The sequence below is a fragment of the Brevundimonas bullata genome, from assembly GCF_003350205.1.
Lineage (GTDB): Bacteria > Pseudomonadota > Alphaproteobacteria > Caulobacterales > Caulobacteraceae > Brevundimonas > Brevundimonas bullata.
On sequence record NZ_QLLC01000002.1, the window covers coordinates 48,290 to 67,685 of the forward strand.

Here is a 19,396-nt window from a genome sequence, read left to right on the forward strand (position 1 = left end):
TGAGAATATTGTCTATCCACCGAAAACAATAAGGATGTTGGGCCTTGTTGCTTGGTTCAGGCGGAACCTGAGCGGCTGGTGAGGTATTCTCGGTCGTCGCGCAACGGTGATGAACTCTGTTTTGCTCCGACGTTTCCGAATGATTGCTTTTCGTCACTAAGACGTAGCAATGCGTCACTGGGGCGTTTTCTTGCGTGCGTTTCCTCTTCTGTGAGGGGCGGCCCCTCAGGGGGGGCGAGAACGCATGGCGCATGAGGGACCTGGCGGTTCGATCGCGGGCCGGTCGTCTAAGCGTAGCCGTTGGGCGCGACTTGATATAATTGGGAGCCTCGGCCCTGCGATCGACGCGGAGATCGATCTCTAGAGAGTGATGAATGCAGGGTTGGACGGATCAGGCGGAGCTCATCCAGACAGCCGCCGGCCTGTCTTCCGACGACACCCTCAAGGCCATGTTTCCCCAGGTCTCGCACCTGATCGACGGACAGCTGGAGTTCGTGCCGGTTCAGACGGGTCTGTTCTGCTCGGTCAACGATTTCAGGACCCGCGGGCCGGGGGGCGACCGGATGGTTCTGCGCAACTGCGTGGCGATCCAGATCGTCAAGACGGCGAGCGTCCATCTGAATCTGCCGGGCCATGCCCGCTATCGTCATTCCGGCGCCCGCATAACCCTAACCACCTATCCGAAGGAAGTCCGTCAGGTCCGAGGCTACGACGCCGGCACGCATGTCCAGTACATCGGCGCCTGGGCGGACCCGCAGTTGCTGATCGACGGCTTTGGCGTTCAGGTCGACGGCCTGGGCGAACCGCTGAGGAGTTTTTTCCGGGGCGAAGCCGACGCCCCGGCCTCTGTCAGCATGGCCCTTCCGTCTCGGCTATGGACGACGCTGGACGACATCTTCGGCTCCCCGCATACGGGCGTGCTGCGCAAGACCTATCTACAGGCCAAGATGATTGAAATGGTCTGCGAGGTGGTCAGCGCCCTGAACCGCCCGACCGAACCGGCGTTGCGACCCGAAGGCTCCCTTTTTACCTACAGGGAGCTGAAGCAGATCGAGGCTGCGGCCGCTATCTACATGAAGGAACTCGGCGCGCCCCCTTCCGTCGCCGAGCTGGCGATGCGGGTGGGGCTGAACCGCAACAAGCTGACGTCGGGCTTCCAGGACGTCTTCAAATGCTCGCCGCACAAATACTCCAAAGACGTCCGCATGGACTGGGCCCACCGTCTTCTTCAAGGCGGAGCCATAGGCGTGGCGCAGGTGGCGGAAAAGGTCGGCTATACTTCGGCCTCAGCCTTTAGCCGCGCCTATAGCGAGCATTTCGGCTTTCCGCCTTCGCGCGCCGATCGTCCGGGCTAGGCGCGCTTCTGGATTGTAGCGCCCCAGAGCGGCGGCAGCGGGGGTTACAGCCGCACGAACGGCTGCATCAGGCGGCCCAGCCATCCGTCGAGCTCGATCTGCCCATCCAGGGCGACGACGCAGAGGCAGGGATCATCCGACACTACGCGCGGCTGGTGCAGCACCTCGGGATCGGCCTCTTCCAGATCGCCCACATCGAACCGCTCGGTCTCGGTGGCGTAGGCGCCCGACAGGACGCAGGTCAGTTCGACGCCGCCATGGGTGTGGCGAGGCGTTTCGCGCCCGGGGCCGATTTCCAGCAGGATGACCCGGCAGTCGCCGTCGCGCGGCGCGTGGACGTCGCGCACCCGCATCCCTGGTCCGATCCAGCGCCACGGACCGAGCGCGTAGCGCCGCAGCGGTTCCGGCAGCTCGGGCATGTCGTTCAGCGGCGGCTGGGACTTCACCTCGCCGGCGTCGGTCTCGATCCGCGCCATCGCCCGCATCAGGGCGTCGTCCGCCATCGGGGCGGGCGCGGCTTCGTCGAGGAACTCGCCGCCCACGGTTTGCAACTGGCGCACCCAGGCGTCGTTGGCGGGACGCAGGGCCAGGTGAGCGGCGACGACAACAGCCTCGGGCGGGCTGAGGCTACCTGCGGCATAGGCGAGCAGGCGCTCTTCGGAGGGATTGCCCCCGGAGGAATGGAGACGCGCGTTCATCGGGCGGCCTCCTCGGAAGGTTCGAGGATCAGGCGCAATTTGATCATGGCGTTACGGATGCGGGATTTGACGGTGCCTAGAGGCAGGTCGAGCTGACGGGCGATTTCGGAGTGAGGGCTGTCCATGAAGAAGGCGAGGCGCAGCACCTCGACCTGATCCGGCTTGAGTTGTGACAGAGCGTCGCGAACCCGTGCGGCGTCCTGGGACAGGGCCACAATCTCGTCGGGCCGCTCGACAGTCTGTTCCGCCAGTTCGATTTCAGGAACGGGCAGGGGCCGGGCGTCGCGACGCAGCATGTCGAGGCGACGGTTGCGGGCGATGGTGAAAATCCAGGTGGCGGCTCGCGCCTTGCGCGCGTCGAACAGGTCGGCCTTGCGCCAGACCGTCAGCATGGCGTCCTGGGCGAAGTCCTCGGCCGCGCCGGGCGTCGCGCCCGACTTGATCAGCCAGGCCTTCAGCCGGGGCGCGAAATAGCTGAACAGCTCGGCGAAGGCCTCGCGGTCGCGGTGCAGGGCCACGGCCTCGATCAGGCGATCATGGGCAAAGGGGTCGGGTTGAACCACGTCCAGGCTCATGCCGGCCGACCGCCTTGCAGGGGATGTGAAAGAGGAAGCCTCGACATGCATGAACCCTAGTACGCTGCGCGCAAATGTCTGGATCATTCGCAATCCGAAACCCGCTCGGGAGCGTAGTCCTTCCATGCCTATCCTTGTGCAGACGGGCGTGTTCTGGAGTCGTAATGTCCTATTCGCCCGCCGACAATCTCAAGATCGCCGTGATCGGTTCGGGCATCGCCGCCCTGTCGTCGGCCTGGCTGTTGGCGCAGCGCCATCGGGTGACGATCTATGAGAAGGCCGAGCGTCTGGGCGGCCACTCCAATACGGTGACGGCGGGCGTGGCGTCGGGCGATGTCGCGGTGGATACGGGCTTCATCTGCTTCAACGACGCCACCTATCCCAATCTGATCGCCCTGTTCGCGCATCTGGGGGTCCAGACCCGCGCGACCGACATGTCCTTCGCCGTGTCGCTGGACGACGGCCGGTTCGAGTACGCCGCGCCCGGCCTGTTCGCCCAGCGCCGCAACCTGCTTCGTCCGCGTTTCTGGTCGATGCTGAGTGAGATCATGCGTTTCTATCGAACCGCGCCGATCGACCTGGGCGGGCTGACGGACCCCAACCTGACGCTGGGCGACTATCTGAAGCGCGAGGGCTTCAGCGAGGCCTTCCGCGACGACCACCTGTTGCCGATGGCGGCGGCGATCTGGTCCTCGCCGGCGCATACGCTGATGGACTATCCCGCCGAGGCCTTCATCCGCTTCTGCGGCAACCACGGCCTGTTGAAACTGATCGGGCGCCCCTTGTGGCGCACCGTCGAGGGCGGCAGCCGCGTCTATGTCGAGCGTCTGGCCAGAGAGATCGGCGACGTGCGTCTGAACCATGGGGTGACGGCGGTGCGTCGTACGGATCAGGGCGTCATGGTTCATGACAGCGAGGGCGGGATCGAGCGCTTTGACCATGTCGTCATCGGCGCCCATGCCGATCAGGCCCTGGCCATGCTAGCCGAACCGACCGCGCGAGAGCAGGAGGTGCTGGGCGCCTTCCATTACAGCCGCAACCTGACGGTCCTGCACACCGACGCCGGCCTGATGCCGCAACGCCGTCGCGCCTGGGCCAGCTGGAACTATATCGGCGCCGATGACGGCCTGTGTGTCACCTACTGGATGAACAAGCTTCAGGGCCTGCCGGGCCAGGATCTGTTCGTCACCCTGAACCCGCCGCGTCCGCCAAAGCCCGACACCATCCTGCGCAGCGAACTATACGAGCATCCCATCTTCAATCCCGCCGCCATTCAGGCGCAGAAGCAGTTGTGGAGCCTGCAAGGCCACGGCGGGGTCTGGTTCTGCGGCGCCCATTTCGGTGCAGGCTTCCACGAGGACGGTCTGCAATCCGGCCTCGCCGTGGCCGAACAACTGGGCGGGGTGCGCCGTCCCTGGACGGTGGAGAACGAGAGCGGCCGCATCCATCTGTCCGCCCCGACCGCCGACGCCATGGAGAAGGCCGCGTGACCCAGGCCTCGGCCCTCTATCGCGGCGAGGTCATGCACCGGCGGCTGCGGCCCAAGGCGCATCGCTTGAACTATCGGGTCTTCTGGCTGCTTTTGGATCTGGACGAGATCGAGGGGCTGGATCGTCGGCTGCGTCTGTTCTCGCGCAACCGCTTCAACCTTCTGTCCTTTCACGACCGGGACCATGGCGACGGCTCGTGCCTGGCGCTGCGTTCGCAGATAGAGGCCCTGCTGGCGCGCGCCGACATCGATATCGGTGACGGGCCGATCCGTCTGCTGACCATGCCGAGGGTTCTGGGCTATGTCTTCAACCCGATCAGTCTCTATTATTGCCATCACGCCGACGGACGGCTGGCGGCCATGGTCTATGAAGTGACCAGCACCTTCGGCGTGCGCCATGCCTACGTCATTCCCGTGCCGATCGAGGATCAGACGGCGGGTGTGATCCGCCAGGGCGCGGCCAAGGCGCTCTATGTCTCGCCCTTCATGGGGATGGAGATGGACTATGCGTTCCGCGGCCATGCGCCGGGTCAACGTCTGGATCTGACCATCGACGGCATCGATGCCGAAGGCTTGCTGATCACGGCTGCCCTGTCCGCCGAGCGTCGCCCGCTGGAGGATGGCGACCTTCTGGCCGCCGCCGTCGCCTTGCCCCTCATGACCTTGAAGGTCGTGGCCGCAATTCACTGGGAGGCGCTGAAGCTGTGGGTCAAGGGCGTGCGTCTGACGCGCCAGCCGCTTCCAGCGTCGAAGCCCTTCACGATCCAGCATCGCGCGCGGGAGAGCCGCCTTGGTCGATGACAGCGCGCGTCCGGTCATCCTGTGGTTCCGCCGCGACCTGAGACTGGAAGACAACCCCGCCCTGAACGCCGCCGTAGCGACGGGGCGGCCCATTTTGCCGCTCTTCATCCTGGACGAGATGGGGGAGGGGCGTGCGCTCGGCGCCGCGTCCGCGTGGTGGCTGGACAAGTCGCTGCGGGCGTTGGACGCCGCCCTGCGCACACGCGGCGGGCGGCTCGTTCTGCGCCGGGGCGACTCCGAGGCCGAACTGCGCCGTCTGATTGATCAGACCGGCGCCGATCAGGTCTTCATGAACCGTCGGTTCGAGCCTGAGGCCTTCACGCGCGACGTCGATATCGCCCATGCCCTGCGCCACGTCGGGGTCGAGTGTCATGGCTTCAACGCCGCCCTGCTGACGCGTCCGGGCTCGGTCGTGACCGGCGCGGAAAAGCCCTACAAGGTGTTTACGCCCTTCATGAAGGCGCTGTTGCAGGCGATGCCGGACCGGGCCCCCGCGCCCGCGCCCCAAGCCGTGTTCACGCCTTCAGACCCGGCCAGCGACGACATCGACGACTGGGGTCTGCATCCGACCGCCCCTGACTGGTCCGGGGGCTTCGACTGGTCGCCGGGCGAGGCGGGGGCGGCCTCCGCGCTGGCCGCCTTTTTGGAAAACGGCCTGAAAGACTATGCCGCCGGTCGTGACGTTCCGGGGCGACAGGGCACGTCGCGTCTGTCGCCGCATCTGCATTGGGGCGAGATCAGCCCCCGGCGCGCGGTGCAGGCCGCGCGTCAGGCGGCGGCGCAGGGACGCGTCGCCCCCGCTCAGGCGGACAAGTTCGTCGCCGAGATCGGCTGGCGCGAGTTCTCGGCTCATCTGCTGCACCAGTTTCCCTACATCACCGACCGCGCCTTCCGGCCCGAGTTCGACGCCATGCCCTGGCGCGCCGATCCCGCCGCCTTGGCGGCCTGGAAGCAGGGGCGGACGGGCTATCCCCTGGTGGACGCCGGCATGCGCGAGCTGTGGGCCACCGGCTGGATGCACAACCGCGTGCGGATGGTGGTCGCCTCCTTCCTGGTCAAGCATCTGTTGATCGACTGGCGCGAGGGCGAGGCCTGGTTCTGGGACACGCTGGTGGATGCGGATCTGGCCAGCAATGCGCAGAATTGGCAGTGGGTCGCGGGCTCCGGGGCCGACGCCGCGCCCTATTTCCGCATCTTCAATCCCGTCATCCAGGGGCAGAAGTTCGACGCCGACGGTCGCTATGTCCGGCGCTGGGTTCCCGAGCTTCGGGCGCTCTCGGACCGTTGGATTCACGCCCCCTGGACCGCGCCGGTCGCGGTGCTGGCCGAGGCCCGCGTTCGGTTGGGCAGGACCTATCCTCGGCCCATCGTCGATCACGCCGAGGCGCGGCAGCGGGCTCTGGACGCCTTGAAAACCCTGGCCGGCCGCTCGCAGGATGAAGGGCCGCAATGAACCTTTTCCCCAACAGAGACCTCTGCAAGCCATGACCACGACCTTCTACGGAGCCCGAGAAGCAGGACCGTCGTCGGCTGTATTCGGGCTGTTGCTGCGCCTGCTGTCCTCCAACTGGACCTGGGGGCGGCTGACGCTGGTGCTGCCCGACGGCTCCAGCCGCCAACTGAGCGGCAAGGAGCCCGGCCACGCGGCGGTCATGAACATCCGCAGCTACAACTTCGCCGCGCGCGTGCTGAAGGGCGGCGATATCGGTTTCGCCGAGGCCTATATGGCTGGCGAGTGGGACTCGCCCCAGCTGGCGGTTCTGCTGGAGACCCTGGTCAACAACTACGACCACATTCGCCGCTTGTTCGACGGCAATCGGGTGGTGAACGCGATCAACTGGCTGGGACATCGGCTGAACCGGAACAGCCGTCGGGGGTCTCGCCGCAACATCCACGCCCACTACGACCTGGGCAACGCCTTCTATGCGTCGTGGCTGGACCCCTCGATGACCTATTCGTCCGCCCGTTTCGAGCGACCGGGGCTGTCGTTGCAAGAGGCGCAGCGCGCCAAGTACGCTTCTCTGGCGCGGATGATGGACCTGCAGCCGGGCCACAGCGTGCTGGAGATCGGCTGCGGCTGGGGCGGCTTCGCCGAGTTCGCCGCGCGCGAAGTCGGGGCCGTCGTGACCGGCGTCACCATCTCGCGAGAGCAGCACGACTATGCGCGTCGCCGCCTGTTCGAGGCGGGTCTGGCCGAACGGGCTGACATTCGCCTGATCGACTATCGCGACGTGGAGGGCCGCTTCGACCGCGTGGCGTCCATCGAGATGTTCGAGGCGGTCGGGCGTGAATACTGGCCGACCTACTTCGACAAGGTGCATGAGGTGCTTGCGCCGGGAGGGCGCGCGGGCCTGCAGATCATCACCATCCAGGACGACTTGTTCGACGAATATGACGCCCGAACCGACTTCATCCAGAAGTATGTCTTCCCCGGCGGCAGCCTGCCGTCCGAGGCCAGGATGGCGCCCGTGCTGGATCGCGCGGGCCTGAGCGTGGCGGGCGTCGAACGGTTCGGCGTCGACTACGCCGACACCCTGGCGGAATGGGCGCGGCGCTTCGAGGCGGCCTGGGGCGACATTGTTCGCAATGGCGCGGGGTTCGATGATCGGTTCCGCCGCCTCTGGCGTTTCTACCTGGCCTATTGCGAGGCCGGTTTCCGCTCGGGTCGGACCGATGTGATTCAGATGGCGCTGGAACGCCCCTAGGTCTCATGCCTTTGCAATGACCACGAGGTCTTTCTTTTGGATGCGCGCATGAACCTGAGACGTACTTCCTTGATGCTTGTGGCTGGGGCGATCTGCGCCGTGGCCCTGTCCGCCTGCGCCACCCTGCAACGCGGTCCCGTCGGCAATCCGGCTGTGCCCCAGCCGTCGAAGGCGGTCGATCTGAACCGCTATGCAGGCCTCTGGTACGAGATCGGCCGCTACGAGAACGGCTTCGAGCGGGGATGCGAGGCCGTGACGGCGGAATACTCGCGGCGCGACGACGGCCTCGTCGGCGTGCTGAACACCTGTCGCCAGGGCGGCGTCGACGGGCCGGTCAAGACGGTCGAGGGCAAGGCCAAGGTGGTCGCCGACAGCGGCGACGCCCGGCTGAAAGTTTCCTTCTTCGGGCCTTTCTACGTGGGCGATTACTGGGTTCTCGACCATGCCGACGACTATGCCTGGTCGATCGTCGGCGAACCTTCGGGCCGGTATCTCTGGCTCATGAGCCGGACGGCGAAACCGTCCGACGCGGTCCGCGCCACCATCATGAACCGGACGGCGGCCCTCGGCTACGACCTCAGCCTGGTGCGGGAAACCCAGCACCGCCCCTAGATCTGATCGGCCTGGCGGCGCGTAAGTTCGTATTGAAGAGGGAGAGACGACTATGGCTGGCAGGATAATCCGCGGTCTGGGCGCGGCGGCTTTGGCGATGGCCGCGGGCGCCTGCGCCAGTGGAAGCGCGCCGTCGAACTCGGGCTTCCTGACCACTTACGAGGGGCTGACGCCGCGAACGGACGTGGTGCGAGCCTCTGTCCAGCAGCGGCGCGACGAGGCCCTGGCCTCGACCATCACCCGCTTGTGGGTCGCGCCGACCGAGGTGTTCGGCGTGACGGACCCGATCTTGTCGGACGACGACCGGCGAGCGGTGCTGAGCGAGGTGGACCGACAGGTCTGCTACGAACTGAGCGAGCGTTTCGAGATCGCCGAACAGCCTGAGCCCCAGGCCGGCACGGTCCGGGTGGGCGTGACCTATATCCGTCCCACGCACCAGGCGGGTTCCGCGGCGGCGGCCGTCGCCAACTTCTTCATCCCCGGCCCGATCAAGGTACGGGCGCCCGGCGGCACGGGCGGCCTGGGTGCGGAAGCGGAACTCCTGACGCCGGACGGCCGCCAGGCCGCCGCCATCGTGTGGCGGCGAGACGCCATGGTGGTGGGAACGGATAAGCCGTCGCTGTCACGCATCGGCGACGCCCACCAGTTGGCCGAGCCCCTGGGCGACATGGTGGGGGACGCTCTTGCGCCGGATGATCGCGAAGTACGGCCCATCCCCAGTCCTGACCCTTGTGGACGGTTCGGCCCCCGCGTGCGGGTCGAAGGGATATTGGCGGGTTTTGCCACAGGCTTGTACGAACCAGGCTTGAGCGGAGGACGTCCCCCGGCGGACCGGGAGACGGACCCCGTCGACTGATCCGTCGCGACGACCGGACGCCCGCTTTCTCCTGAGGCCTTGCGCCCCGATTTGGAGAGCGGGTGCGGTGGGCGGATTTTAGATCGTCGCCTGTCGTTTGACGGTCTTGGCCAGGCTCCATTTGTGGACCTCCGTCGGGCCGTCGTAGATGCGGAAGGCGCGGACCTCGCGGAAGATCTGTTCGACCACGGTGTCGCCCGAGACGCCGGTCCCGCCCATGATCTGGACGCAGCGGTCGGCGACGCCGAACAGGGCCTCGGACACGGCGACCTTGGTCATCGAGCTTTCGGTCGTGCCCAGGGCGCCGGTGTCCAGCACGCCGGCGCACCAGTCGATCATCAGCTCGGCCTGTTTCAGCGCGATCAGGTTGTCGGCCAGCATGAAGCCGACGCCCTCGTGGTCTATCAGGGGCTTGCCGAAGGCGTGGCGTTTGACGGCGTAGGCGGCGGCGATCTCGTGCGCGCGGCGGCAGGCGCCGAGCCAGCGCATGCAGTGGCTGAGACGGGCCGGGCTGAGACGGACCTGAGCGTATTTGAAGCCCTGATGCGGGGCGCCGAGGATCTGGTCGCCGGGCACGCGCAGGTCTTCGAGGGCGATGATCGAATGGCCGCCGGGCATGGAGGAATCGATCGTCTCCATCACCCGCTCGACCCGCACGGCGGGGTCGGGCAGGTCGACCAGGAACATGGTGGCCGCGACCTTGCCGTCGCCCGAGTCCGTGCGAGCCATGACGATGCCGACCGAGGCGCCGACCGCGCCGGTGATGAAGGCCTTGCGGCCGTTGATGCGCCAGCCGTCGCCGGCCGGGACGGCGGTGGTCTTCAGCATGGAGGGGTCGGCGCCGGCGCCGTCGTCCTCGGCGGGTTCGGTCATGAAGAAGGCGGAGCGCGCCTGACCGCTGACCAGGGGGTCGAGGAAGCGGCGCTTCTGAGCCTCGCTGGCGACCTGGTCGAGCAGGTACATATTGCCCTCGTCCGGGGCCATGACGTTGAGGGCGACGGGGCCTAGCGGCGACAGGCCCGACGCCTGAAGCACCAGGGCTGTCGCGCGCTGCGACAGGTGCGATCCATCGGCCCCGATGTGCGGCGTCATCAATCCGGCGGCGCGCGCCCTGGCCCGCAGTTCGACGACCAGATCGTCGGTCGGGCCGTGCGACGTGGCGCGCGGGTCCTTCTCATAGGGAATGACGACGTCGCGCACGAAGCGTTCGACGCGCGCGGCGATGGCCTGGCCCTGGTCGAGGTCGTTGCGGTTCATGATGTCGTCTCCGTCTGGGCCCAGGCCAGGGCGGCGAGGGCGGGCAGGTTGTCGGCCATGGTCTGGGCGTGGGCGGAGGCGGCGGTGCCGCGCGCGATCCGCCCCTTGATGCCGTGGAAGATGGCCGCCAGCCGGAACATGTTGAACGCCATGTAGAAGCGCAGTTCGTCCGATCTGGGCGGCACGCGACCCACTCGCTCGCAATAGGCGGCCAGGTAGTCGGCTTCGCTGGGAATCCCCAGGGCCTTCAGGTCGGCGCCGGCAAAGCCGCCGATCATGGATGGCGGCAGGCGGTACATCATCAGGTGATAGGTGAAGTCGCCCATGGGATGGCCCAGGGTCGACAACTCCCAGTCCAGCACGGCCCGCACCTCGGCGCTGTCGGGGGCGAAGATGAGGTTGTCGGCGCGGAAATCGCCGTGAACCACGCATGCGGCGCCGTCGTCCTCGGGCATGTTCTCGGGCAGCCAGGCGACCAGCCGGTCCATGTTGGGATCGCGCCCCGCCAGGTCGTCTTCCTGATACTGCCGGGACCAGCGCTGGATCTGGCGCGCGAAGAATGCCCCGGGGCGGCCATAGTCTTCCAGGTCGAGGGCTCGGATGTCGAGGCTGTGCAGACGGGCGATGGTGGCGTTCAGGGCGTCGAAATGCGCGGCCCGCTGATCCGGCGTCAGATCGGGCAGGGTGGGGGTCCAGAAGATGCGGCCCTCGACCATCTCCATCACCATGAAGGTCGAGCTGATGACGGCCTCGTCCTCGCACAGGATCAGGGGGGCGGGGACGGGGAAGCCGGCGGCGTGCAGGGCCGAGATCACGCGATGCTCGCGCTCTACCGCATGAGCGCCTTTCAGGACGGGGCCGCCCGGCTTGCGGCGCAGGACGTAGGATTTTCCGGGTGTGTCCAGACGATAGGTCGGGTTGGACTGGCCGCCGTTGAATTGGCGAATGTCGAGGGGGCCGCGCACCTCCGGCGCGTGCTGGCGCAGCCAGGCCGTCAGGCGCTCGACCGGCAGCTCATGCCCCGCCCGCACGGGGCCGGACCCCTCGAAGGTGATGGTCTGGGACATGGTGGAAACCTCGCCGAACGGGTGATCACACGCCCGGCTCAGCCGCGCCGATCTATGACTTGCGTAAATAGACCAAAAAGGCGAGGGTTCGTCCAGAGCCAGGAGATGAGCCATGCAGATCGAGCGGTTGTCGCCCATCGTCGCGACCCTGAAACCCAGCAATCACCCCTACCTCAGCGGGCCGTGGACGCCTCAGCATGAGGAGGTCAACGCGGTTGATCTGGAGGTGATCGAGGGGGCGATCCCGGTGGACATCGACGGCGTCTATATCCGCAACACCGAGAACCAGATTCACACGCCCCTGGGCCGTCACCATCCCTTCGACGGCGACGGGATGCTGCACCAGATCAGCTTCCGCAACGGCAAGGCCGATTATCGCAACCGCTTCGTGCGCAGCCGCTGTTTCCAGGCGGAGCAGCAGGCGGGCGAGAGCCTGTGGGGCGGGATGATGGACGGGCCGGAAGTGTCGAAACGCCCCGGCTTCGGCGCCCACGGCGGCATCAAGGATTCGGCCAGCACAGACGTGGTGGTCCATGCGGGCAAGGCGCTGGCGACCTTCTATCAGTGCGGCGAGGCCTATCAGCTGGACCCGACCTCATTGGAGGATCAGGGCGTGGCGCCCTGGGCGCCGCTGGACGGGGTCTCGGCCCATGCGCGGGTGGACGAGCGGACGGGAGAGCTGCTGTTCTTTAACTACTCGAAGCACGCGCCCTATATGTATTACGGCGTGGTCGGCCCGGACGGGCGGCGCACCCATTACACGCCCGTTCCTTTGCCGGGCGCGCGTCTGCCGCACGACATGATCTTCAGCGAAAACTACACCATTCTGAACGACTTCCCGCTGTTCTGGGACGAGAAGGCGCTGAAGGCGGGCTATCACGCCGTGCGCTATCGCCCCGACATGCCGTCGCGCTTCGCCGTCATCCCCCGCTATGGCGAGGCCAAGGACATCCGCTGGTTCGAGGCGGCGCCGACCTATGTGCTGCACTTCCTCAACGCCTATGAGGAGGGCGACGAGATCGTCATGGACGGCTATTTCCAGGAAAAGCCGATGCCGGACCCCCTGGGCGACCTGCCAGAGATCTACGCCGAGCACGCCCACATGATGGCCTTCGTCGACGAGAACAGCTTCCGCCCGAAACTGCACCGCTGGCGCTTCAATCTGGCCGACGGGACGACCAAGGAAGAGCGGCTGGACGACCGGCTGGTCGAGTTCGGCACCATCAATCAGCAGTACGCCGGCCAGCCCTATCGCTATGCTTACAGCACCACGACCAAGCCGGGCTGGTTCCTGTTCAACGGCTTCATCAAGCACGACCTGAAGACCGGCGAATCCTGGACCGTGACCCTGCCGGACGGGCGCTACGCCAGCGAGGCGCCGTTCGCGCCGCGCATCGGGGCGACGGCCGAGGATGACGGCTATCTGGTCAGTTTCATCATCGACGAGAACACGGGCCGGTCGGAGTGCATCCTGATCGACTGCAAGCGGTTCGAGGACGGCCCCGTCTGCCGCATCGCCCTGCCGCACAAGATCAGTTCCGGCACCCACGCCTGCTGGGCCGACCGCCGCTTCCTCACCGCCGAGGCGGACGCCGCCGACGCGGCTTGACCCAGCGTCGTTCTGCGTCTCATCTTGCTTTTATTAGCAGACCGTCTTGAGGCGGCGACCGGGAGGGTTTCATGGACGCATCGGATCAGATGTCGGAGCAGTGGCGCACCGCAGGCTTCCGCGACGCCGGGCTGATGCCCGTCGACCTGGACGTGCGGCGCGAGCCGGACGGGGCGATGGTGATGCGCTCGCGCGTGGCTCTGGCCGCGCATGACTGGAACCTGCCGCGCGCCTTTGCCGGGGTGGCGGCGCGCCGGGTGGCGGAGACGGCCCTGGCGCGGCGTGATCCGGCCCAGGGCGGGGCGTGGTCCAAGCTGGACTACGCCGGTCTGAAGCACCGCATGGACGCCGTGACCCAGTGGCTGCTGGATCATCCGCAGCATAGGGGCGGGCCGCTGATGCTGATGGGCGCCAACAGTCCGGCCATGGCCGCCTTCCTGTTCGGGGCCATGGCGGCGGGCGTGCCGACCGCGCCGGTCAGCGCCCACTACGCCCTGCTGGGCGGCGATCTGGGGCGGTTGAACCATGTCATCCGCTCACTGAAGCCGTCCATCCTTCTGATCGAGGATGCGCGCATGGTCGCGGGCGCGATCGACGCCCTGGACCTGGGCGACGCCATCGTCATCACCGCGACGCCCGAGGCGTTGACCCGTCCCAGCCGGCCTCTGTCCGAGGTCATGGCGACGCAGCCAGGCCCGGATGTCGCCGCGAGCATCGAAGGGTTGCAGCCCGATCAGGTCGCCCAGTTCATGATGACCTCGGGCTCGACCGGCCTGCCCAAGGTCGTGCCGCTGAGCCTGAAATCGGTCGCCGCCAACACGGCCCAGGCCGCCCAGGTGATCGGCGAAGGCTATGCCTGGTCGGGGCAGATGCTGGGCTGGATGCCGTGGAACCATGTGGCGGGGGCGGCGGTGCTGCGCGCCGTTCTGCTGGCGGGCGGCGCCTTCTACATCGACGACGGCAAGCCCATGCCGGGCCTGTTTGAGGAGTCGATCCGCAACCTGCGCGAGCTGCCGGTGCGCTACTATGTCAACGTCCCCACCGGCTACGCCATGCTGGCCGACGCGCTGGAGGCGGACGCCGAGCTGCGCCGGACCTTCTTCTCGGACCTGCGGGTCATGGTCTTCGGCGGCGCGGCCCTGAGCCAGTCGGTCAGCGATCGGATTCAGGCCATGGCGGTGCAGGAAACCGGCCATCGCATCATGCTGACCTCGGCCTATGGCGCGACCGAAACCACGGCGGGCTTCATGGTGGTGCATCAGTACACCGACCGTCTGGGTCTGGGCCTGCCGGTGCCGGGCGTCGAGGTGAAGCTGGTCCCGCATGACGCCGACAAGTTCGAGGTGCGGGTGCGCGGCCCCAACGTCATGGCCGGCTATCACGACGACGCGGCGCGGACCGCCGAGGCGTTCGACGCCGACGGCTATTACCGCATGGGCGACCTGGCGACCCTCGCCGACCGGGACGATCCGGCCCAGGGCGTCTTCTTCGCCGGGCGGCTGGCGGACCAGTTCAAGCTGTCGACCGGCTCCTGGGTGTTCGGGGCGCAGATGCGCGAAGCCGCCTTGCAGGCCCTGGCGCCTTTGGCCGCCGAGGTGGTGCTGTGCGACGACAACCGACCGTGGCTGGGCGTTCTGGCCTGGCCCTCGGCCGCCGGGATCAAGGCGGCGCTGGACATGGAGGTCGTCGAGGCCATGACCTCGGGCGCTCTGGCGCAGGCGGCGCGGGAACGCCTGGCCGCGCACAACGCCTCGGCCCACGGCGCCAGCGGCCGCATCGCCCGGCTGGCCTTCCTGACCACGCCGCCCGATCCGAACGCTCACGAGGTGTCGGACAAGGCCACCATCAATCGCCGCGCCGTCATCGACAACCGCAAGCCCCAGGTCGACGCCCTCTACGCCGAGCCGCCGGGGCCGGGCGTGGTCGTCGCCTGAAACAGAGAGAATATCCGATGGTCTATATCCTGGGCGGCTGGCAGTCCGACTTCAAACGCAACTGGGCCCGCGAGGGGCTGGAGATCGGCGATGGTTTCGCCGAGGCCCTGCACGGCGGCCTCGACGCCGTAGGCATGGCGCCGGGCGAGATCGAGGTCGGCCATGTCGGCAACTTCGTCGGCGACCTGTTCTCGGGGCAGGGGCAACTGGGCGGCTTCTTCGCCATGGCCGACCCGGCCTTCGACGGTCTGCCGACCTCGCGGCACGAGGCGGCCTGCGCCTCGGGCAGCATCGCCCTGCTGGCGGCGATGGCGGACATCGAGTCCGGTCGCTATGGAACCGCCGCCGTCCTGGGGCTGGAGATGATGCGCAACGTGCCGGGCGAAACGGGCGCGGCCTATCTGGGGGCCGCCGCCTGGGTCGGGCATGAGTATCAGGGCGCACGCTACGTCTGGCCGCGCGCCTTTTCGGAACTGACCGACGAATACGACCGTCGCTACGGCATCGACGAGGCGCACCTGCGTCGCATCTCCCAGATCAATTTCGCCAACGCCAAGCTGAACCCCAACGCCCAGACGCGCGACTATGTCTTCAACGAAGCCAGCTTTGCGGCCGATGACGAGGCTAATCCGGTCATCGAGGGCCGGGTGCGCAAGAGCGACTGCGGCCAGGTGACGGACGGGGCGGCCATGGTGGTCCTGGCCTCGGCCGAGCGGGCTACGGACTATGCCCGGCGGCGCGGCGTGCCGCTGGAATTCCTGCCGCGCATCAAGGGTTGGGGCCATCGGTCGGGACCGATCAGCTATCAGCGCAAGGTCGAGGCCAGCGCCGGGGCGCCTTACGTCTTCCCGCAGGTCAAGCGCGCCATCGATGAGGCGCGGGCGCGGGCGGGGCTGTCGTTGGAGGCTATCGACGCCGTGGAGACGCACGACTGCTTCGCCATGACCGAATACATGGCCATCGACCATCTGGGCCTGACCGCGCCGGGCGAGAGCTGGAAGGCGGTCGAGGCAGGGGATATCGAGATCGGCGGACGCCTGCCGATCAACCCGTCGGGCGGGCTGATCGGCTGCGGCCATCCGGTCGGAGCAACCGGGGTGCGGATGGCGCTGGACGCCTTCCGCCAGACGACGGGGACGGCGGGCGGCGGTCAGGTCGAGGGGGCGCGTAACGTCCAGACTCTGAACATCGGCGGCTCGACCACCACGACCGTCAGCCTGGTGATCGGTCGCGACTAAGGCCTCAGGCCTCGGGACGGCTCAGCCGTCCTGACGCCGGACGCGGATGGCGATGGCGGCGGAGCCGTGGGCGATGGTCAGGCCCTCGGGCGTCGAGACCGTGACCTCGGCCACAACCTTGCGCGGGTCGGCATAAACCGCGCGGCCCTCGGCGATCAGCCGTCCGCAGCCGATGGGGGCGGCGTTGAGGAAGCGCATCGACAGGTCGGTGGACAGCAGGAACTCGCCCGGCTTCAGCAGGGTCATGGCCGCCCCGCCGCCGACGATGTCGACCAGGGCCGCCGTCACCCCGCCATGGACCAGCCCGACGAAGTTGGAGTGGCCGGGGTCGATGTCGCACTCGACCCGCATGAAGCCTTCAGCCGCCTCGACCGGACGGGCGGCCAGGCGGTTGACGAAACCGCCCGGCCAGACCGTCTCGACCCAGCGGCGCGCCAGCTCCAGCCCGCTCTGCGCCGGGTCGAGGGCGAAGGCGGGCGGCTGGATCATCTGGGGCGACGCAGTCATGCCGCGGCGCTCCGGGGCGCGGTCAGGCCGGCGAAGCGGGCGGCGGCGGCGCGGTATTCAGCCTCCAGCCGATCCACCACGACGGCGGTCGGCTCGACGGCGCCGACCTTTTGCAGGCCCTGACCGGCGGCCCAGATGTCACGCCAGCGCTTGTGCGCGGCGTCGCCGGAATAGTCGCGGGTGATGGGACCGCCCAGCGCGTCCGGGTCCATGCCCGCCGCGCGCAGGCTGGGCTTCAACCACGATGCGGGCGTGCCTGTGATGGCCGAGGAGACGATAAGGTCATCCGGCCCGCAGTCCACGATCATCTGCTTGTAGGGGTCTTGCGCCCGGCTCTCGGCGGCGGCCAGGAAGCGGGTGCCCATATAGACCATGTCGGCCCCGGCGGCGATCGCGCCCGCCACGCCCGCGCCGTCGGCGATGCCGCCGCCGATGGTCAGCCAGCCGTCGAAGAACTCGCGCACCGCCGAGACAAAGGCGAAGGGCGACAGATGGCCGGTGTGGCCGCCCGCGCCGGCGCTGATGCAGGCCAGGCCGTCCACGCCCGCGTCCGCCGCCTTTTTCGCCAGCGCCATGTTGACCACGTCGGCGAAGACCAGGCCGCCATAGGCCTTGACCGTCTCCATCACCGGCTTGGGCGAGCCCAGGGCGGTGATGACGATGGGCGGCTTGTACTGGGCCACCAGGGCCAGATCCTCGGCCAGACGGGCGTTGGTCGAATGGGTGATCAGGTTGGCGACCCAGGGACCGTCGCCGGGCGACAGGGCGTCGGTGATCTGGCCCATCCAGGCGTCGAGGTCGGCGACCGTGCGGCAGTTGGGGGTCGGAAAGGCGCCGCCGATCCCGGCCTTGCAGGCGGCGATGACCAGTTCCGGCCCGCTGACCAGGAACATGGGCGCCGCGATCACGGGCAGGCGCATCGGGTGGGGGAAGGCGGTGGTCATGCGGATTTCAGGTGTCCGGATTGGTCGCCCAGGGACTGGCGCAGTTCGCGCTTCAGCACCTTGCCGACAGGGTTGCGCGGCAGGACGGCGATGACCTCCAGCCGTTCGATCTGCTTGTAGACGGCCACGTGCTTGTCGCCGGTCAGGAAGCGGTTGATGTCGCCCAGGTCGGCGCTCTGGCCGGGCTTGAAGACGACGAAGGCGCACAGGCGTTCGCCCAGGTTCGGGTCGGGCGCGCCGACCACGGCGGCGTCGGCCACGGCCGGGTGGCCGATCAGATGGCCCTCGATCTCCTCGGACGAGATGTTCATCCCGCCGCGGATGATGACGTCCTTCAGACGCCCGACGAAGCGATAGAACTGCAGCCGGTCGCCGGCCAGTTCGAACAGGTCGCCGGTGCGGAACCAGCCCTCGCCGTCAAAGGCGCGGGCGTTGATCTCGGGCGCGCGCCAATAGCCGGAAAAGACCGTCGCGCCCTTGACCCGCAGCTCGCCGGGAAGGCCCGGCTCGGTGATCTCCTGCTCGGTCTCGGGATCGACTAGGCGGGTGAAGATGCGGTCGTGCAGCAGGGCCTTCCATTCAAAGCCGTCGCCCAGGCGCGGGAACAGGACGGCGCGTTCGGCGGCGTCGGGCACGTCCTTCTGGGCGCTGGGGAAGGAGGCGCCTTCGTTGGAGCCGAAATAGTTGACGATCTGGACGCCGTATTTCTCGTGGAAGGTGCGGACCATCCATTCCGACAGGGGCGCCGAGCCCGAGCCGATGGCGCGCAGCCGACCGAAGTCCACGCCCTCCAGCAGGGCCTCGTTCTGCAGCAGCAGGTTCAGGATGGCGGGCGGGGCGACGGTGTAGTCGATCTTCTCGTCGCGGACCTGTTGCAGGAAGATCTGCAGGTCGAACGGCTGATGCTGGACCAGCACCCCGCCCAGCAGCAGCCAGGAGACGAAACTGGTCGAGATGCCCGCCATGTTCACCATGGGGAAGGGGTTCAGCAGGACCGCGCCGGGCTTCAGATCGGCGGCGTCTGTGACGCCGGCGCCCATGATGATCCACTCGTTGTGGCTGCGCGGCACGCCCTTGGGCTCGGCCTCGGTGCCCGAGGTCCAGCAGATGGTGACGATGTCGTCGGCGCAGATGTTCGTCGCGCGGGCGGCGGCGCGACCGGCCTCGATCTCGGCCTCATCCAGCCCGGCGGCGCGGGCGTCGAGGTCGATGCTTCCATCGGGCGCATGGCCGCCGACGACCAGGACGGTGTTCAGGGCGGCGGCGCCCGTCTGGACCGCCAGCATCATCTCGGCGTGGGCGTGCTTGCCGATGCGGGCGGCGGTGACGACGGCCTTGGCGTCGGTCTTGCGGAGGATATAGGCCAGTTCGTGCTCGCGGTACTGGACCGGAGCGGGGGTGATGATGGCGCCGAGGCGGATGCAGGCCAGATAGATCAGGCCCAGTTCGATGACGTTAGGCAACTGCACCGCCACCACGTCGTCACGGCCGACCCCGGTTGCGTGCAGGACAGCGACATAGCGCGCCACCCTGTCCTCGACCTGGGCCCAGGTCAGGCGGGCCGGGGCGCCGCCCATGATGGCCTCGCGGTTGATGGGATCGACGACGGATTCGGCGTCGGGCATGGCGGCGACGTGGCGGCGGAACAGATCGTCCAGCGTCTCCTCGCCCCACCAGCCCCTGGCCTTGAAATCGCGGATGCGCTCCTCCGGCACGACGATCATGTCGGTCTTCTCCCTGGTTCTCTTT

Annotated in this window: 17 protein-coding genes; 10 read left to right on the forward strand and 7 right to left on the reverse strand. The window is 67.7% G+C overall.

Annotation, left to right across the window (positions count from 1 at the left end; translation table 11 throughout):
- Positions 1 to 374 precede the first annotated feature (374 nt).
- On the forward strand, positions 375 to 1,355 hold the full coding sequence (locus tag DXK21_RS01285; RefSeq protein ID WP_114815979.1) for a helix-turn-helix domain-containing protein: 981 nt from the start codon (positions 375 to 377) through the stop codon (positions 1,353 to 1,355).
- A gap of 44 nt (positions 1,356 to 1,399) precedes the next feature.
- Here DXK21_RS01285 and chrR read toward each other — a convergent pair whose 3' ends face one another.
- Both chrR and DXK21_RS01295 read right to left on the reverse strand, forming a co-directional pair.
- Complete coding sequence (gene chrR / locus DXK21_RS01290) at positions 1,400 to 2,053, reverse strand: cadmium/peroxide/UV radiation responsive anti-sigma factor ChrR (protein WP_114815980.1); 654 nt, start codon at positions 2,051 to 2,053, stop codon at positions 1,400 to 1,402.
- Positions 2,050 to 2,628, reverse strand: a complete 579-nt coding sequence (locus DXK21_RS01295) for a sigma-70 family RNA polymerase sigma factor (RefSeq protein WP_245945027.1) — start codon at positions 2,626 to 2,628, stop codon at positions 2,050 to 2,052. Before DXK21_RS01295 ends, chrR begins: the two co-directional genes overlap by 4 nt.
- Positions 2,629 to 2,792: 164 nt before the next feature.
- Between DXK21_RS01295 and DXK21_RS01300 the strand changes: the two genes are divergently transcribed.
- Genes DXK21_RS01300 through DXK21_RS01325 form a run of 6 tightly spaced genes read left to right on the forward strand, consistent with a single transcriptional unit; the run spans position 2,793 to position 9,091 of the window.
- On the forward strand, positions 2,793 to 4,118 hold the full coding sequence (locus tag DXK21_RS01300) for an NAD(P)/FAD-dependent oxidoreductase (protein WP_114815982.1): 1,326 nt from the start codon (positions 2,793 to 2,795) through the stop codon (positions 4,116 to 4,118).
- Positions 4,115 to 4,918 carry a DUF1365 domain-containing protein gene (locus DXK21_RS01305; protein ID WP_114815983.1) on the forward strand — a complete coding sequence of 268 codons (804 nt, stop codon included), beginning with the start codon at positions 4,115 to 4,117 and terminating at the stop codon, positions 4,916 to 4,918. Before DXK21_RS01300 ends, DXK21_RS01305 begins: the two co-directional genes overlap by 4 nt.
- The gene (locus tag DXK21_RS01310) at positions 4,908 to 6,371 is read left to right on the forward strand and encodes a cryptochrome/photolyase family protein (RefSeq protein WP_114815984.1); all 1,464 of its coding nucleotides are present in this window, start codon (positions 4,908 to 4,910) and stop codon (positions 6,369 to 6,371) included. Before DXK21_RS01305 ends, DXK21_RS01310 begins: the two co-directional genes overlap by 11 nt.
- Positions 6,372 to 6,402: 31 nt before the next feature.
- Positions 6,403 to 7,623, forward strand: coding sequence for an SAM-dependent methyltransferase (locus DXK21_RS01315; RefSeq protein WP_114815985.1), 1,221 nt, complete (start codon positions 6,403 to 6,405; stop codon positions 7,621 to 7,623).
- 48 nt (positions 7,624 to 7,671) lie between these two features.
- On the forward strand, positions 7,672 to 8,235 hold the full coding sequence (locus DXK21_RS01320; RefSeq protein WP_114815986.1) for a lipocalin family protein: 564 nt from the start codon (positions 7,672 to 7,674) through the stop codon (positions 8,233 to 8,235).
- Between the two features lie 52 nt (positions 8,236 to 8,287).
- Positions 8,288 to 9,091 (forward strand): DUF3313 family protein, encoded by an 804-nt coding sequence (locus tag DXK21_RS01325; protein WP_114815987.1) that lies wholly within the window; start codon positions 8,288 to 8,290, stop codon positions 9,089 to 9,091.
- 78 nt (positions 9,092 to 9,169) lie between these two features.
- Here DXK21_RS01325 and DXK21_RS01330 read toward each other — a convergent pair whose 3' ends face one another.
- Both DXK21_RS01330 and DXK21_RS01335 read right to left on the reverse strand, forming a co-directional pair.
- A complete protein-coding gene (locus tag DXK21_RS01330) occupies positions 9,170 to 10,348 on the reverse strand; it encodes an acyl-CoA dehydrogenase family protein (RefSeq protein WP_114815988.1) in 1,179 nt (392 codons plus the stop codon).
- Positions 10,345 to 11,415, reverse strand: a complete 1,071-nt coding sequence (locus DXK21_RS01335) for a phosphotransferase family protein (protein ID WP_114815989.1) — start codon at positions 11,413 to 11,415, stop codon at positions 10,345 to 10,347. Before DXK21_RS01335 ends, DXK21_RS01330 begins: the two co-directional genes overlap by 4 nt.
- 112 nt (positions 11,416 to 11,527) lie before the next feature.
- On the opposite strand from DXK21_RS01335, the gene DXK21_RS01340 reads away from it, so the two are divergent.
- The 3 genes from DXK21_RS01340 to DXK21_RS01350 all read left to right on the forward strand — a co-directional run bounded on the left by DXK21_RS01340 (position 11,528) and on the right by DXK21_RS01350 (position 16,196).
- Positions 11,528 to 13,024 (forward strand): carotenoid oxygenase family protein, encoded by a 1,497-nt coding sequence (locus DXK21_RS01340; protein ID WP_114815990.1) that lies wholly within the window; start codon positions 11,528 to 11,530, stop codon positions 13,022 to 13,024.
- Positions 13,025 to 13,095: 71 nt separating this feature from the next.
- Positions 13,096 to 14,958, forward strand: coding sequence for an AMP-binding protein (locus DXK21_RS01345; protein ID WP_114815991.1), 1,863 nt, complete (start codon positions 13,096 to 13,098; stop codon positions 14,956 to 14,958).
- 17 nt (positions 14,959 to 14,975) lie between these two features.
- Positions 14,976 to 16,196, forward strand: a complete 1,221-nt coding sequence (locus DXK21_RS01350; protein WP_114815992.1) for an acetyl-CoA acetyltransferase — start codon at positions 14,976 to 14,978, stop codon at positions 16,194 to 16,196.
- Between the two features lie 21 nt (positions 16,197 to 16,217).
- On the opposite strand, the gene DXK21_RS01355 is transcribed toward DXK21_RS01350, so the two are convergent.
- The 3 genes from DXK21_RS01355 to DXK21_RS01365 are packed head-to-tail and all read right to left on the reverse strand — an operon-like array spanning position 16,218 to position 19,371.
- Positions 16,218 to 16,703 (reverse strand): PaaI family thioesterase, encoded by a 486-nt coding sequence (locus DXK21_RS01355; RefSeq protein ID WP_114815993.1) that lies wholly within the window; start codon positions 16,701 to 16,703, stop codon positions 16,218 to 16,220.
- The gene (locus DXK21_RS01360; protein WP_114815994.1) at positions 16,700 to 17,647 is read right to left on the reverse strand and encodes an NAD(P)H-dependent flavin oxidoreductase; all 948 of its coding nucleotides are present in this window, start codon (positions 17,645 to 17,647) and stop codon (positions 16,700 to 16,702) included. The genes DXK21_RS01355 and DXK21_RS01360 overlap by 4 nt, the downstream gene beginning before the upstream one ends.
- On the reverse strand, positions 17,644 to 19,371 hold the full coding sequence (locus tag DXK21_RS01365) for a class I adenylate-forming enzyme family protein (protein WP_114815995.1): 1,728 nt from the start codon (positions 19,369 to 19,371) through the stop codon (positions 17,644 to 17,646). Before DXK21_RS01365 ends, DXK21_RS01360 begins: the two co-directional genes overlap by 4 nt.
- Positions 19,372 to 19,396 lie beyond the last annotated feature (25 nt).

Excerpts from the sequence above, each read along its gene's own strand:
- chrR (WP_114815980.1), bottom strand. The coding sequence starts at position 2,053 with ATGAACGCGCGTCTCCATTCCTCCGGGGGCAATCCCTCCGAAGAGCGC.
- DXK21_RS01360 (WP_114815994.1), bottom strand. The coding sequence starts at position 17,647 with ATGACCACCGCCTTCCCCCACCCGATGCGCCTGCCCGTGATCGCGGCG.
- DXK21_RS01340 (WP_114815990.1), top strand. The coding sequence starts at position 11,528 with ATGCAGATCGAGCGGTTGTCGCCCATCGTCGCGACCCTGAAACCCAGC.
- DXK21_RS01300 (WP_114815982.1), top strand. The coding sequence starts at position 2,793 with ATGTCCTATTCGCCCGCCGACAATCTCAAGATCGCCGTGATCGGTTCG.
- DXK21_RS01350 (WP_114815992.1), top strand. The coding sequence starts at position 14,976 with ATGGTCTATATCCTGGGCGGCTGGCAGTCCGACTTCAAACGCAACTGG.
- DXK21_RS01315 (WP_114815985.1), top strand. The coding sequence starts at position 6,403 with ATGACCACGACCTTCTACGGAGCCCGAGAAGCAGGACCGTCGTCGGCT.
- DXK21_RS01365 (WP_114815995.1), bottom strand. The coding sequence starts at position 19,371 with ATGATCGTCGTGCCGGAGGAGCGCATCCGCGATTTCAAGGCCAGGGGC.
- DXK21_RS01325 (WP_114815987.1), top strand. The coding sequence starts at position 8,288 with ATGGCTGGCAGGATAATCCGCGGTCTGGGCGCGGCGGCTTTGGCGATG.
- DXK21_RS01335 (WP_114815989.1), bottom strand. The coding sequence starts at position 11,415 with ATGTCCCAGACCATCACCTTCGAGGGGTCCGGCCCCGTGCGGGCGGGG.
- DXK21_RS01345 (WP_114815991.1), top strand. The coding sequence starts at position 13,096 with ATGGACGCATCGGATCAGATGTCGGAGCAGTGGCGCACCGCAGGCTTC.
- DXK21_RS01330 (WP_114815988.1), bottom strand. The coding sequence starts at position 10,348 with ATGAACCGCAACGACCTCGACCAGGGCCAGGCCATCGCCGCGCGCGTC.
- DXK21_RS01355 (WP_114815993.1), bottom strand. The coding sequence starts at position 16,703 with ATGACTGCGTCGCCCCAGATGATCCAGCCGCCCGCCTTCGCCCTCGAC.
- DXK21_RS01285 (WP_114815979.1), top strand. The coding sequence starts at position 375 with ATGCAGGGTTGGACGGATCAGGCGGAGCTCATCCAGACAGCCGCCGGC.
- DXK21_RS01320 (WP_114815986.1), top strand. The coding sequence starts at position 7,672 with ATGAACCTGAGACGTACTTCCTTGATGCTTGTGGCTGGGGCGATCTGC.
- DXK21_RS01295 (WP_245945027.1), bottom strand. The coding sequence starts at position 2,628 with ATGAGCCTGGACGTGGTTCAACCCGACCCCTTTGCCCATGATCGCCTG.